This window comes from Corynebacterium sp. 1103A, assembly GCF_055700955.1.
On sequence record NZ_JASTTF010000004.1, the window covers coordinates 162,625 to 176,582 of the forward strand.

A 13,958-nucleotide genomic window follows, 5' to 3' on the forward strand; every position below is an offset into this window, starting at 1 on the left:
CTGGTGCGCTAGTTTTTCTGCAACGCCGCTACCACGGGAACCAGCTGCCGTAGCGCCTGGCCCCGGTGGGAGACGGCGTTTTTCTCTTCCGGGGTCATCTCCGCGGCGGAACGCTCCTCGCCCTCCGGCTGGAAAAGCGGGTCATAGCCGAAGCCGCCCTCCCCGCGCGGGGCAGTCAGCACGCTCCCGGGCCAGCGACCTTCCACCACGTGTTCCTGCCCGGCCGGGGTGACCAGCACGCACACGGAGACGAACGCCGCGCCGCGGCGCCCCTCCGGCACGTGGGCCAGCTGCCCCAGCAGGAGCCCGTTGTTGGCGGCGTCGTCGCCGTGACGGCCGGACCAGCGAGCCGAAAGCACGCCGGGCATGCCGTTGAGCTCGTCGACGGCCAGGCCGGAATCATCCGCCACGCACGGCAGGCCGGTGGCTTTCGCGCCCGCGCGGGCCTTGATCAGCGCGTTGTCGGCGCAGGTGCGCCCGTCCTCGACCGGCTCCGGGTAGGGCTCGGCTTCACTGAGCGGGACCAGCTCCACACCCTCGATGCCGGCCTCGGCCAGGATGGTGTGCAGCTCCTTGAGCTTCTTGGGGTTGTTCGAGGCGATCAGCAGCTGCATTAGTCCCACCCCAGGGCGGCGCGCTGCGCGGCGATGAGCTCGGAGCAGCCCTTCTGGGCCACGTCCAACATCTGGTTGAGCTCGTCGCGGCCAAACAGCCCGTGTTCACCGGTGCCTTGGATTTCCACGAAGTCGCCGCTTTCCTGCATGACCACGTTCAGATCCACCTCGGCGCGGGAGTCTTCCTCGTACGGCAGGTCGAGGCAGATCTGGCCGTCGATGATGCCCACGGAAACCGCCGCGATGGGGTCGAGCAGCGGCTCGCCCGGCACGGCGCCGCGCTCCTTGAGGGCGGCCACGGCATCGGCCAGCGCGACGTAGGCGCCGGTGATCGAGGCGGTGCGGGTGCCGCCGTCGGCCTGCAGGACGTCGCAGTCGAGCTGGATGGTGTTCTCCCCCAGCTCGCTCAGATCCACCGCGGCGCGAAGCGAGCGGCCCACCAGGCGCGAGATTTCGTGCGTTCGGCCCTTGACCTTGCCCTTCATGGACTCGCGCGGCATGCGCTCGTGGGTGGCGGACGGCAGCATGGCGTACTCGGCCGTCAGCCAGCCCTCGCCGGAATCCCGCTTGAAGCGGGGCACGCCGGTTTCCACCGAGGCGGTGCACATCACGCGGGTGTTACCAAACTCGACCAGCACCGAGCCCGCCGGGTTGGTGGTGAAATTGCGGGTAATTCGCACGGTGCGCAGCTCGTCGAGGCCACGGCCGTCTGCTCGTTGAAAATCAGTCATGCTCCCCAGGCTACCCGCCGCGCCCGGGCTAGAGTTCGATGACCATCCCGGGCTTGCCGAGAACCAATTCGCCGTCGAATTCGGCGCGGGCGGCCGCCACCGTCTCCGCGGCATCACCCCACGGCTGCAGGTGCACCAGCACGAGGGTGCTCACGCCCGCCAGCTGCGCCAGGCGGCCGGCCTCCGCGCCGGACATGTGCATCTTTTCCGCCTTGCCCTCGGAGCTAGCTCCCCAGGCGGCCTCTGCTAACAAGACGTCCGCGTCCTGCGCCATCGGCACCAGCTTGGCATCAAAGGCGGTGTCCGCGGTATACGCGATGATTTTGCCGGTCTCAGTGTGCCGCAAGCGCAGGCCGTAGGTCTCGACCGGGTGGATGGTGCGGTACGGGGTGATGGCGACGTCGTCGACGCGCTGCTCCACCCCGTCCTCCCAGGGGCTGAATGCGAAGGTATCCGACATATCGTCCACGCCGTCCGGCTGGCCGTCGGAGGACAGGCGCCCTAGGTGCAGCGGCGCGTAGCTGGGGCCGAAGCAGAAGTTGCGGCCCTTGGCCGGCGCATAGGGGTGGAAGCGGCGCCAGACCATCAGGGAGGGAAAGTCCATGCAGTGGTCGGCGTGGAGGTGGGTGAGCGCCACGTGGGCGTCACAGGGATCCTGGACGTCCTGCAAAGCGGCCAGCGTACCGGGGCCCAAGTCCATGACGATGGACGGCGCATCCGGGAAAGACACGAGGTAGCCGGAGGCCGGATTCCCGGAAGTGGGCACGCTTCCGGAGCATCCCAAGATGGTCAACTTCATGCATTCATGGTGTCACGAATGGGCCCACAGTGGGGCGATTTGTGGCCATTTCGGGGAGAAAATCAACCCGAGTGGGAAATGTGGTTGAATTCACCGACCCCCGGCCCCAGGAAGCGGGAGGCGAGGTTTTCAAAGATCTCCATGTCGCCGGTGGACTCGAACACGCGCGTGGCCGGGTTGTCCACGGGCGCGAGCAGGTCGCGCTCGGTAAGCACCTTGAGAACGTCCTTGGCGGTCTCCTCCGCGGAGCTAACCAGCGTGACCTCGTCTCCCACGGCCAGTTGGATAACCCCCGAAAGGTGCGGGTAGTGCGTGCAGCCGAGTACCAAGGTGTCGACGCCGGCGGCCTGCATGGGTTCCAGGTAACCCTCGGCAATGCCCAGGATCTGGCGGCCCGAGGTAATCCCGCGCTCCACAAACGGCACGAAGTCGGGGCAGGCCACTGCGGTGGCCCGCACGTCCGGGTGCACGGCGAAAAGGTCCTGGTAGACGCCGGACTTGATGGTGCCCTCGGTGCCGATGACGCCGATTTTGTGGTTGCGGGTGGTGGCGATGGCGCGGCGCACGGCCGGGCGGATGACCTCGACGACCGGCACGTCGTAGCGCTCGCGGGCGTCGTGCAGGAAGGCGGCCGTGGCGGTATTGCAGGCCACCACGATCATCTTGCAGCCGCGGGCGACCAGCTCGTCGGCGATGTTGATGGACAGCGCGCGGACCTCCGCGATGGGGCGCGGGCCGTAGGGGCCGTGCAGCGTGTCGCCGATGTAGAGCAGCGACTCGTGAGGCAGCTGATCGATGATGGTGCGCGCGACCGTCAGGCCGCCCACCCCGGAATCAAAAATCCCGATGGGGGCGGTCGGTCCGGGCTGCGGTTTATCAGCTAGTTCAGTCACGCCGAACTATTTTACGCTGCGGCGCATAATCTGCTTCGACGTGTCGTCGGAGGTGATAGTCATACCGGCCACGATGCCGCCGATGGCCCCGAACAGGTGGCCCTGCCAGGACACGCCCTCGTAGATGGGCAACACGCCCCAAACCAGGCCGGAGTAGGCAACGCCCAGGACCACGCCGAGGACGATCTGGATGAGCGAGCGGTTGAAGATACCGCGGACCAGCAGGTAGGCCAGCCAGCCGTAGACCAAGCTGGAGGCGCCGATGTGGTTGGTGCCGGGCCCGCCCAGCAGCCACGTGCCGAGTCCACCGATGAGCACCACCAGTAGGGTGACCTCCCACCAGGCTTTCCGCCCGGACAGGCCGATGAGGAAGCAGAACACGGCCCCGGGCAGCGAGTTTCCCATGAGGTGCTCCCAGTCGTCGTGCAGCAGCGGGGCGGTGACGATGCCCCAGATGCCGTTGAAGTCCAGCGGGTGGATGCCGTAGTAGCTCAATTGCCCGCCGAAGATGACGTAGTTGATGATGTGGATGCCCCAGAGCAGCACCAAGTAGCCAATGGCGAAGACCAGGCCGGTGCGCAAGCGCCCGGCGCGCGTGTAATTCACCGAGTCGCCCCGGTTGGTCTGGGGCTTGCGCATGCCAGCGCCGCCGGCCGGCTGGAGAGGTCCGCCCGTGGGTCCGAAATTCGCCGGGCCGGTCTGCCCCCGGCTACGGTCCGGCCGGGACGAATACGGTCCAGTGGAATATGTCATAGTGCACTTCAGCTTAGCGCAGCAGGGAAGAATACGCGGGGTAGCCGAAGCCGTCGCTGGCCGCGCAGACGGCAGAGACGATGGCGGCTTCGACGGCATCGGCAGCCAGCGCCGTCAGCCGGGCCAGGACCCCGTCCCCCACCAGCGCGGATGCGGCCGCGGCCTGCCCCGACCCCGCGGTGGAGACGCCGAACAAGGTGTCCCCGTCCAGCGGCGAGTGGGCCGGGCGCACCGCGCGGGCGATGCCGTCGTGGCCGGCCAGGGCCAGCCGCTTGGCCTGTGCCTTGAAAAGCGGCGCGTTGGTGTAGACCACCCCGATGGTGGTGTTCAGGCCGGCGGCTGGGTCGGGCAGTTTGGCGAAGGCCGCGCTGTCGATGCCGGGGCTGCCCGGCGCGCCGAACAGGAGCCCGGTGGCCGCGTCGACTACCTGGCCGACCGGGTTGGCCGCCACGATGGCGCCGACGTGATAGCCGGTATCTGCCGACTCCAGCTGCGCCCGGCCCAACCCGCCGCGCAGCTTACCGGCGGTGGCGCCGCAGCCGGCTCCGACGCTGCCCTGGGCCGGATCGTCTCCGGCCAGGGCGGCGCGGATGGCCGCGGCCCCGTCGTCGGCGGTGGGCAGCGTCGGGCCCACTGCCAGATCGAAGATGACGGCCGCCGGCACGATGGGCACGCGCGGGCCGGGCTTGTCCTCGCCAAAGACGGCGAATCCCAGCCCCTCCTGCGCCAGCTGCCGCATGGCCCCGTCCGCGGCCGCTAGGCCGAAGGCGGAACCACCCGCCAGCACGATGGCGTGGACCCGCTGGACGGTGTTGTGCGGGGCCAAAAGGTCGGTCTCCCGCGTGCCCGGGCCGCCGCCGCGCACGTCGACGCCGGCCACTGCCCCGGCGGGCCCGAAATAGACCGCGGTGACCCCGGTATCCCCGCGACTAACGTGGCCGACGCTGAGCATTAAGACATCAGCGCCCGCAGCAGCGAGTCCTGGTTGAAGGCCAGCCACTCGACGAGCGCGTCGCGGTCCGTGACCGCGGCATCCGGGCCACTGAAATCTCCCGCGGCCACAAACAGGCGCAAATCGTTGAGCCCGGCGACGAACTGGTGGGCCTCTTCCTCCGTAATGCTCAGCTCCACGGAGCCAGTCGGCCCCAGCGCGGAGTTGATGGCCTGCAGGTTAGCCAGCTTGGCGCGGGCGATGTCGTTTTCGTGCAGGCTGCGCATCAGGGAGGCGTCGCCGTCGAACTCCTCGTCGCCGTCGGCCATGAAATCCGGGAACAGGCGCGCCAGGGACGGATCCTTCGGGGCGTCTTTGTGGCCGGAGGGCATGTCCATCATCTCCGCCAGCTCGTCCTTCGGCGCGGACTGCGCGCGCTGGATAATGGCCTCGGCCACCGTCGAGGTCAGGTTGCCTAGGACCTCGCGCTCCATCGGGTCGAGGACGGCGTGAAAGCGCACGGGGCGCATGAGCGATTTCTTCTTCTTCCACTCTTGCATGGGTTTTTCTTCTCCGCCTCCTAGCCGGCTTGCTGCATGGTGGCCCACAGGCCCGCGATCTGCAGCTTCTTCACGTCGGCTTCGATCTTGTCGCGCTCACCGGAGGAGACGGCCGCCTTGCCCTCGGTGTGCACCTGCATCATCAACTCGTTGGCCCGCTTCTTGTCGTAGCCCAGCACGGTTTGGAAGACGTAGGAGACGTAGCTCATCAGGTTGACCGGGTCGTCCCAGACAATGCACATCCAGGGCAGGTTTTCGCTGGTGGCCACGTCCACCTGAAGGTCCTCGTCCAGTTCCGGGGTAGCCATGGGCGAGCCCATGTAAATGGGGGAAATTCTGGCAGTCATACCTTATAGCCTAACCAATTTCACTAGTGCACAAGTTGCCTGGCAGGTAACCTGTGCCTCAACTAGCCTTGTACCCTAATCCATCCATGGTTCTTCCATACTGAAGCAGTTCAGCTTTAGTGCTTGCCAGCCCCAGCCTCCCGGGCGGAAAGGACAGCATGTCACAGCCTCCCCTGCTCACACGGTTAATCAACGACGTGCGCTTCGGCCGCTTCCCAGCCGATCTGCCCGGCGTGGCCCGCGCGGTTATCACCTTCGTCACCCTCGCCGCCACTGTCGGTGTGGCCATCGCCTCCCTGGTCTCCAGCCCCGGCGGGGCGGGCGCGTCCGAGTCTCCCGGCAACGGCTCCTCCACCACGGAACCGGACCCGGCCTCCCCGGCAGAGCGGGTCCGGCTGACCCAGCTGGAGCAGGAGGTGGGCACCGCGCTGAACCAGTGGCGCCTCGATAACGGACTGCCGCCGGGGCTGCCGTGGCCCGACCGCCAGGGCGCGGCGTGCGAACAGGCCCGCCAGAACGCGGCGACCGGGAAGGAAACCCCTTCGCCAGAGAACATCTCTCAGCTGCAGGTCAACCTGCCGGCCGAAGGCGCCACCGGCTACGCGGTCGTGGAGAAGCTGCGCGCCTCCCGCCCGCACCTCGAGGTGGTCTTAAACCCGGCCAATACCTTCCAGGCGGTCGCCGCCGAAATCGGCCACGGCCGCGTCTGGGTGGTCATCCAATTTGAAGAATAAACACCCCCGTCACGCGGCTGTGACGTACACTTCACGATGTGAACGATAGCTCGAATATCACCGCCTCCACTGCCTTACTCACGGACATGTACGAGCTGACCATGCTCCAGGCAGCCCTGCGAGACGGCAGTGCCCACCGCCAAGTCACCTGCGAAGTTTTCTCACGGCGCCTGCCGAACGAGCGCCGCTACGGCGTCGTCGCTGGCACGCCGCGCGTCATCGTGGCCATCCAGAACTTCCGCTTCACCGAGCAGCAGCTGGCCCACCTCGATTTCCTCGACGATGAGACCAAGGACTACCTGCGCAACTACCGCTTCAGTGGCCAGGTGGACGGCTACCGCGAGGGCGAGCTTTACTTTCCGAATTCACCGTTGCTGACCGTGCGCGGCACCTTCGCCGAGTGCATCGTGTTGGAGACCGTCATCTTGTCCATAATGAACGCCGACTCCGCTGTCGCCTCCGCGGCCGCGCGCATGGTCACCGCCGCCGACGGGCGCCCCATCCTGGAGATGGGCGCGCGCCGCACGCACGAATACGGCGCGGTCACCGCCGCCCGCGCGGCCTACCTGGCCGGCTTCGTCGCCACCTCCAACCTGGAGGCCGGCTTCCGCTACGACATCCCGGTCTCCGGCACGGCCGCGCACGCGTGGACGCTGGCACACGTCAACGAGGACGGCAGCGCCAACGAGAAGGCCGCCTTCGCCACCCAGATCGACGTCCTGGGCGCGGGCACGACCCTGCTGGTTGATACCTACGACATCACCCAGGGCGTTATCAACGCCGTGGAGATCGCCGGCAAAAGACTCGGCGGCGTGCGCATCGACTCCGGCGACCTGGGCGCGGTCACCCGCCGGGTCCGCAAGCAACTCGATGACCTGGGCAATAACGAGACCAAGATCGTGGTCTCTTCCGACCTGGACGAGTTCGCCATCGCGGGCCTGCGCGGCGATCCGGTGGACGTCTACGGCGTGGGCACCTCCGTGGTCACCGGCTCGGGCGCCCCGACGGCCGGGCTGGTCTACAAGGTCGTGGAGGTCGACGGCCACCCGGTGGCCAAGCGCTCTTCCTCCAAGGAATCCATCGGCGGCGCCAAGCAGGCGCTGCGCACCTACCGCTCCACCGGTGTGGCGGTCGAAGAGGTCGTCTTCCCCTACACGGACACCACCACCCCAGACGTCGGCGGGCTGGAGACCCAACAGCTGACCATCCCGCTCATGCGCGACGGCCAGGCCGTCGACGACATCCCGGACCTGGACGCCTCCCGCGCCCACCTGGCCGCGGCCATCGGCACGCTGCCCTGGGAGGGCCTGGCCCTGTCCCGCGGCGAGCCGGCCGTGCCCACCCGGGCGGTCGGGTTGCTGCCGCCGCATCAGTCCTAGGCCGGTAGACTAACCTGGGTGACAAACGCCCCGCACGACCCAGCAGACCCCGCCGACCCCGATAGCGAGTCTTATCGCGAGCCGCTCAACCACTCCACCGAGGAGCTGCTGTCCTCGGCTGTCGAGGCCCTGGGCGGCACCCGGCGCGACGGCCAGATCCGCATGGCGGGTGCGGTGACCAAGGCCCTCGATAGCCAGCGGCACCTGGCCGTGCAGGCCGGCACCGGCACGGGTAAGTCCCTGGCGTACCTGGTCCCGGCCATCCGGCACGCGCACAACACCGGCTCCACCGTGGTGGTCTCCACCGCGACGCTGGCCCTGCAGCGCCAGCTGGTCCAGCGCGACCTGCCCCGCCTGGTCGACGCACTCGAGCCCATCATGCAGCGCAAGCCCACCTTCGCCATCATGAAGGGCCGCTCGAACTACCTGTGCCTGAACAAGGTGGCGCGGGCCGAATCCCTGGCCGGGGCGGAGTCCGGCCTCTTCGAGGAAACCGAGGCCACGGGCCTAGGAGCCCAGGTCGCGCGCCTCTACGACTGGGCGGATGAGACCGACACCGGCGACCGCGAGGACCTAGACCGCGGGGTCAGCGACCTCGCCTGGCGCCAGGTCTCGGTGACGGCCAACGAGTGTCTGGGCGCTACCCGCTGCCCGCACGGCGCGGACTGCTTCGCGGAGGCGGCCCGGCACGCGGCGGCCCAGGTGGACGTGGTGGTCACGAACCACGCGCTGCTGGCTATCGATGCCGTCTCCCAGGCCACCATCCTGCCCGAGCACTCGGCCGTCATCATCGACGAGGCCCACGAGCTGGACGGCCGCATCACCTCCGTGTCCACGGCCGAGCTGACGGCCCGCGGCCTCAAGATGGCGGCTAACCGCGTCAAGGCGCTGGGCGCCAACGGGAAGGAAACCCGGCTTTCCGAACAGGCCGACGAGTTCAATATCCTGCTGGACGAGTACTCCCCGGGCCGCTGGGTGGACCTGCCGGATGACGCCAAGTCCCAGTTATCTTCCCTGGCGGACACGGTCGAGGACATCAAGTCCACCATCAGCCGCGCCCCCGACAACGAGCAGGCCCAGGACCCAGAGAAATACGCCGAGCGCCAGAACCTGACCAACCACCTGGGCTCGATCGTGGAGACCGTCGCGCGGCTGCTCGACGTCTTCGCGACCGGGGATCCGGCCGCGCACGAGGACGTCGTCTGGCTGGATCGCGACAGCCGCAACGGGGCGAACACCCTGGCGGTGGCGCCGCTGTCCATCTCGGAGATGCTCCACGACAACCTCTTCGCCGAGCAGACCGTCGTGCTGACCTCCGCGACCCTGGCTTTGGGCGGGCGCTTCGACGCGATGGCCGCCCAGTGGGGCCTGCCGCAGGGAACTTGGGACTCGCTGGACGTCGGCACGCCTTTCGATCCGGCCAAGTCCGGGATCTTGTACACCGCCGCGGGCCTGCCCCAGCCCGGCCGCGACGGCCTGGCCCCGGCCACGCTCGACGAGCTGCGCCAGCTTATCACCGCTGCCGGCGGGCGCACCCTGGGGCTGTTTTCTTCCCGCCGGGCCGCCCAGCAGGCCGCCGAAGAGTTGCGCCCGAAGCTGCCCTTCGAGGTCTTCCTCCAAGGCGAGGATTCCATCGGCGCGCTGGTGGATAAGTTCAGCAAGCAGGAAAACTCCTGTCTGTTCGGCACACTGACCCTCTGGCAGGGCGTGGACGTGCCCGGGCCGGCGTGTTCGCTGGTGATCATCGATCGCATCCCCTTCCCGCGGCCCGATAACCCCCTGATGCAGGCCCGCACAGAGGCCGCCAAGGCCGCCGGCCGCAACGGATTCATGGAGGTCTCGGCAACCCACGCCGCCCTCCTCATGGCGCAAGGCGCCGGCCGCCTGCTGCGCGCAACTAACGACCGAGGCGTCGTCGCGGTTCTCGACCCCCGCCTGGAGACCAAGCGCTACGGCGGCTTCCTGCGCGCCTCCATGCCGCCCTTCTGGTCCACCACGCGCCTAGAAACCGTGCTAGGCGCCCTCCGGCGGCTCGTAGACAGCCGCTAGAGGCTGGCCCGGCCAAACCCCCATAGCCAACCGGGGCTACTGGGCGCCTAGCGGGCGCCACAGCGCGCAGACCGTGGCCGAATCAGGCGCGATCTCGGTGAACCCGGCGTCGACGACGACCACCGCCCCGGGTTCTTTCTCCGCGCGCTCAAAGGTGGCGTGGTCGACCTCGCGCACGCTCAAGGCGAAGCCGGTCTGCTTCCACTCCCACGCCGCCTGGGTATCCAGGATCGCGGCCAGCAGCATGGAACCGTGGCCCACCTGGGCGGCGGCCTTGCCGGCGCTCATGCCCAGGGAGGTGTCCACGTAGATAACCGGGGCATCGCCTAACGGCTCCCCCGGCTGGTCGGCGGGCAAGTCCGTGTGGCCAATCTGCAGCTTGCCGATGAGCGGATCCACCTCGTTGACCGCCGAGGGCACAAACGCGCGCGCCACGTCGACCGTCACGCCGGGCAGGGCCTGCACGTCGTTCCAGGCCTTGTTGCGGCTGCGGCGGGCGACCTTGCGGATGCGGTGGCCGTACCAGCGCCCCAGGGCCGCCGCGAAGGCGGTATCACCGCCGGCCCGCTCGTCCAGGCAGACGGACACGACCGCCCGCGCGGCCGCCTCCAGCACGCGGTGGCGGGCCGGGGTTCCCTGCTTGGGCAGGTTCAGCGCGATCTGCATGGCCTGGACCGTCTCCGGCTGGTCGGGGTCTTCCCTATCGCGGTGCCAGTCCCGCGAACTACAGGACTCTTTGAGCCGCTGGTGCGCGGTGCCAAAGGAGGCATCGATAGCCTGCTCGGCGCCCATAACCTAGTCCTCCTCGATCTCGGCGGACGGGATGCCCAGCAGCTGCAGGACCTCGTCCAGGTACGGGTGGTTGACCTGGGCGTCGGCCACCTCCTTGAGCGCCGGCTTGGCGTTAAAGGCAATGCCCAGGCCCGCCGCGCTCAGCATGTCGATATCATTGGCCCCGTCGCCGACCGCGACGGTCTGTGACATGGGCACGCTACAGTCCGCGGCGAATTCGCGCAGGTATTCCGCCTTCGCGGCGCGGTCGACGATCTTCCCGGTCACCTCGCCGGTAAGCTTCCCGTCGCGGACCTCCAGGGTGTTGGCCCGCACGTAGTCCAGATCCAGCTCCCGGGCGAGCGGCTCGAGGACCTTGGTAAAACCTCCGGAGACCACCGCGACTTTAAAACCCAGGCGCTTCAGCGTGGCCACCGTGGTGCGCGCGCCCGGGGTGAGCTCGATATCTTCGGCGATCTCGGCCAGCACAGACTCGTCCAACCCACCCAGCGCCTTGACGCGCTCCCGCAGGGACTCGGCGAAGTCGAGCTCGCCGCGCATGGCCCGCTCCGTGACCGCGGCGACCTCCGCCTCGCGGCCGGCGCGGGCGGCCAGCATCTCGATGACCTCGCCCGTAATCAGCGTCGAGTCGCAGTCGAAACAGACCAGGCGCTTGGCGCGGCGGTGCAGGCCCGCCTCCTCGATGGCCAGGTCGATGCCCAGGCGCCCGGCCAGCTCGGCAAGCCGGCCCCGCAGGGCGCACGCGTCGCCGCCCACGGTCACGGCCAGCTCCAGGCCAGTCAGGGGATGCTCGGACAGGCCGCGGATGCGGTCGATGTTGCTGTCGAAGTTGGCCAGCTCCTGCGCCAGCGCAGCCATCTGTTCGGCGGTCACTGGCGCCCCCATGATGACCACGACGTGGGTCGAGCGCGGCCGCGGAGTACGCCCCGTGCCCACCTCGACGCTAACGGTGTGCTTGTAGATGCTCAGCGTGTTGCGCAGCCCGGCCTCGGCTTTCTCCACCAGGTGCGGGTCCAGGCGCCCGTAGGCGGCCAGCGTGATGCGGCCGGAGAAAATGGCCTGCTCCACGTCCACCAGCTCCACTCCGACGGCGGCCAGCACACGGAAGAAGGCCGCCGATACCCCGGGTTTGTCCAGGCCCGAGGTCGTAATCACTACGTCCTTTAATGCTTGATTATCCACAGCTTTTATCCTGCCACAGCAGGATGCGGCCGCGGTCACAGCCCCCGAGCTGCCCGCCGCGACGCGGCTAAGGATCGCCAAAAGCCACCTTCTGCGGCCCCGGTAAGAACCGGACCTAGAAGGTGGCTTGGTTGGCAGGAGGGTTCAGCGCCTCGTTGACACTACTTAGTGTCCGGCGCCGATGTGCGCCTCGGAGCGCATGCGCTCAACCATGTGCGGGTAGTGCAGCTCGAACGCCGGACGCTCCGAGCGGATACGCGGCAGCGAGTTGAAGTTGTGGCGCGGCGGCGGGCAGGTGGTGGCCCACTCGAGGGAGTTGCCGTAGCCCCACGGATCGTCGACGGTGACGATCTCGCCGTAGCGCCAGGACTTGAACACGTTCCAAATCAGCGGGATGACGGAGGCACCCAGCACGAAGGAGAAGATGGTCGAGATCTGGTTGTAGATGGTGAAGCCGTCGGACTCCAGGTAGTCGGCGTAACGACGCGGCATACCCATGTTGCCGACCCAGTGCTGGACCAGGAAGGTGCCGTGGAAGCCGATGAAGGTCAGCCAGAAGTGAATCTTGCCCAGACGCTCATCCAGCATGCGGCCCGTCATCTTCGGGAACCAGAAGTACAGACCCGCGAAGGCGGAGAAGACCACGGTACCGAACAGGGTGTAGTGGAAGTGAGCAATCAGGAAGTAGGACTCAGCCAGGTGGAAGTCCAGTGCCGGGGAGGCCAGCATGATGCCGGTCATACCACCGAAGAGGAAGGTGGCCATGAAGCCCATGGCGAAGATCATCGGAGTATCCCAGGTGATGTGGCCCTTCCACAGGGTGCCGACCCAGTTGAAGAACTTCATACCGGTCGGGACCGCAATCAGGAACGTCATGAACGAGAAGAACGGCAGCAGGACCGCGCCGGTGACGAACATGTGGTGAGCCCAGACGGCCATCGACAACGCACCGATGGACAGGGTGGCGAAGATGAGGCCGACGTAGCCGAAGACCGGCTTGCGGGCGAAGACCGGGACGACCTCGGAGACGATTCCGAAGAACGGCAGGGCCAGAACGTAAACCTCCGGGTGGCCGAAGAACCAGAACAGGTGCTGCCACAGGATGCCGCCACCGTTAGCGGAGTCGAAGATGTGGCCGCCCAGCTTGCGGTCGTAGAGAACGCCCAGTGCCGCAGCCAGCAGAAGCGGGAAGATCATCAGGGCCAGCACGGAAGCGGTAAAGATGGTCCAGGTGAACACCGGCATGCGGAACATGGTCATGCCGGGCGCACGCAGGGTCAACACGGTGGTGACCATGTTGATGGCGGAAGCAACGGTACCGACACCGGTAGCGCCGACGCCGACAATCCACATGTCAGCGCCGATACCCGGGGTGTGGACGGAGTCCGCCAGCGGCAGGTACATGGTCCAGCCGAAGTCGGCAGCGCCGCCCGGGGTCAAAAAGCCCGCCAGCATCACGACACCACCGATGGTGGTGATCCAGAAGCCGAAGGCGTTCAGACGCGGGAAGGCCACATCCGGCGCACCAATCTGCAGGGGCAGGATGTAGTTAGCAAAGCCCCAGACAACCGGGGTTGCGAACAGCAGCAGCATCACAGTGCCGTGCATGGTGAACAGCTGGTTGAACTGCTCGTTAGACAGGAACTGCAGACCCGGCGTGAACAGCTCAGCGCGGATCAGCAGTGCCATCAGGCCACCAAGGAAGAAGAAGCTGAACGACATGATCAGGTACATGATGCCCAGCTGCTTGTGGTCAGTGGTGGTCAACATCATCCAAGCCTTGGAACCGGTCTTAGCATGCCCCGTCGGCTCTGGACGTGAAGGCTGGACGTAATCGTCCAACCGTGGCGCCACAGCGGTCATTAATATCCTCCTGACTAGCAAGCGCTTGCCAGCTTTATGCCATACAAGCGCTTAAAAGTTTTACACCGCCTAATCCTAGGCCAACTCCACCCCACTTTGCCAGCCGTTTCTAAGACTCGAATTCGCAGCTGAGTGGCCTGGTGTGACTCGTGTGGCGGCATTGTCGCAGCAAATTGGGCCTAGTTTTTTGCCGGCCCGCAACCCGCCCGTGAGCAAACGTGGTGTAGCCCACAATTTTTCCCGGGCCAGGCCCGCGTCGCCGCCGGTGCAGAGACGAAAATACACCCCCGTGATACGTCATCCTTTCGGTTGACGTATCCGCCGGGGGTGT

At 67.3% G+C, this 13,958-nt stretch carries 14 protein-coding genes; 3 read left to right on the forward strand and 11 right to left on the reverse strand.

From position 1 onward, the window contains the following. Positions 1 to 8: 8 nt before the first annotated feature. The 8 genes from rdgB to clpS all read right to left on the reverse strand — a co-directional run bounded on the left by rdgB (position 9) and on the right by clpS (position 5,601). A complete protein-coding gene (gene rdgB / locus QQS52_RS04960) occupies positions 9 to 614 on the reverse strand; it encodes an RdgB/HAM1 family non-canonical purine NTP pyrophosphatase (protein ID WP_472772844.1) in 606 nt (201 codons plus the stop codon). Continuing rightward, the gene (rph, locus tag QQS52_RS04965; RefSeq protein WP_070769678.1) at positions 614 to 1,345 is read right to left on the reverse strand and encodes a ribonuclease PH; all 732 of its coding nucleotides are present in this window, start codon (positions 1,343 to 1,345) and stop codon (positions 614 to 616) included. The genes rdgB and rph overlap by 1 nt, the downstream gene beginning before the upstream one ends. A 28-nt stretch (positions 1,346 to 1,373) precedes the next feature. Next, positions 1,374 to 2,144 carry an MBL fold metallo-hydrolase gene (locus QQS52_RS04970; protein WP_472772845.1) on the reverse strand — a complete coding sequence of 257 codons (771 nt, stop codon included), beginning with the start codon at positions 2,142 to 2,144 and terminating at the stop codon, positions 1,374 to 1,376. 62 nt (positions 2,145 to 2,206) lie between these two features. Further along, complete coding sequence (gene murI, locus QQS52_RS04975) at positions 2,207 to 3,037, reverse strand: glutamate racemase (protein ID WP_296205378.1); 831 nt, start codon at positions 3,035 to 3,037, stop codon at positions 2,207 to 2,209. Positions 3,038 to 3,043: 6 nt separating this feature from the next. Further along, on the reverse strand, positions 3,044 to 3,676 hold the full coding sequence (locus QQS52_RS04980; RefSeq protein ID WP_472772873.1) for a rhomboid family intramembrane serine protease: 633 nt from the start codon (positions 3,674 to 3,676) through the stop codon (positions 3,044 to 3,046). Between the two features lie 127 nt (positions 3,677 to 3,803). After that, positions 3,804 to 4,742: a P1 family peptidase gene (locus QQS52_RS04985; protein ID WP_472772846.1), complete on the reverse strand. Its 939-nt coding sequence runs from the start codon at positions 4,740 to 4,742 to the stop codon at positions 3,804 to 3,806. Beyond that, positions 4,742 to 5,281, reverse strand: coding sequence for a DUF2017 domain-containing protein (locus QQS52_RS04990; protein ID WP_472772847.1), 540 nt, complete (start codon positions 5,279 to 5,281; stop codon positions 4,742 to 4,744). Before QQS52_RS04990 ends, QQS52_RS04985 begins: the two co-directional genes overlap by 1 nt. Before the next feature lie 20 nt (positions 5,282 to 5,301). After that, positions 5,302 to 5,601: an ATP-dependent Clp protease adapter ClpS gene (clpS, locus tag QQS52_RS04995; protein ID WP_070769684.1), complete on the reverse strand. Its 300-nt coding sequence runs from the start codon at positions 5,599 to 5,601 to the stop codon at positions 5,302 to 5,304. 185 nt (positions 5,602 to 5,786) lie between these two features. Between clpS and QQS52_RS05000 the strand changes: the two genes are divergently transcribed. Genes QQS52_RS05000 through QQS52_RS05010 form a run of 3 tightly spaced genes read left to right on the forward strand, consistent with a single transcriptional unit; the run spans position 5,787 to position 9,790 of the window. Further along, positions 5,787 to 6,362, forward strand: coding sequence for a CAP domain-containing protein (locus QQS52_RS05000; protein WP_472772848.1), 576 nt, complete (start codon positions 5,787 to 5,789; stop codon positions 6,360 to 6,362). 38 nt (positions 6,363 to 6,400) lie between these two features. Next, on the forward strand, positions 6,401 to 7,741 hold the full coding sequence (locus tag QQS52_RS05005) for a nicotinate phosphoribosyltransferase (protein ID WP_472772849.1): 1,341 nt from the start codon (positions 6,401 to 6,403) through the stop codon (positions 7,739 to 7,741). A gap of 18 nt (positions 7,742 to 7,759) precedes the next feature. Further along, positions 7,760 to 9,790 (forward strand): ATP-dependent DNA helicase, encoded by a 2,031-nt coding sequence (locus QQS52_RS05010; protein WP_472772850.1) that lies wholly within the window; start codon positions 7,760 to 7,762, stop codon positions 9,788 to 9,790. Positions 9,791 to 9,826: 36 nt separating this feature from the next. On the opposite strand, the gene QQS52_RS05015 is transcribed toward QQS52_RS05010, so the two are convergent. The 3 genes from QQS52_RS05015 to ctaD all read right to left on the reverse strand — a co-directional run bounded on the left by QQS52_RS05015 (position 9,827) and on the right by ctaD (position 13,627). Then, a complete protein-coding gene (locus QQS52_RS05015; protein WP_472772851.1) occupies positions 9,827 to 10,582 on the reverse strand; it encodes a peptidyl-tRNA hydrolase in 756 nt (251 codons plus the stop codon). A 3-nt stretch (positions 10,583 to 10,585) separates the two neighbouring features. Next, positions 10,586 to 11,773: a phosphoserine phosphatase SerB gene (gene serB, locus QQS52_RS05020; RefSeq protein ID WP_472772874.1), complete on the reverse strand. Its 1,188-nt coding sequence runs from the start codon at positions 11,771 to 11,773 to the stop codon at positions 10,586 to 10,588. A 156-nt stretch (positions 11,774 to 11,929) separates the two neighbouring features. Further along, complete coding sequence (ctaD, locus tag QQS52_RS05025) at positions 11,930 to 13,627, reverse strand: aa3-type cytochrome oxidase subunit I (protein ID WP_472772852.1); 1,698 nt, start codon at positions 13,625 to 13,627, stop codon at positions 11,930 to 11,932. Positions 13,628 to 13,958: the final 331 nt, after the last annotated feature.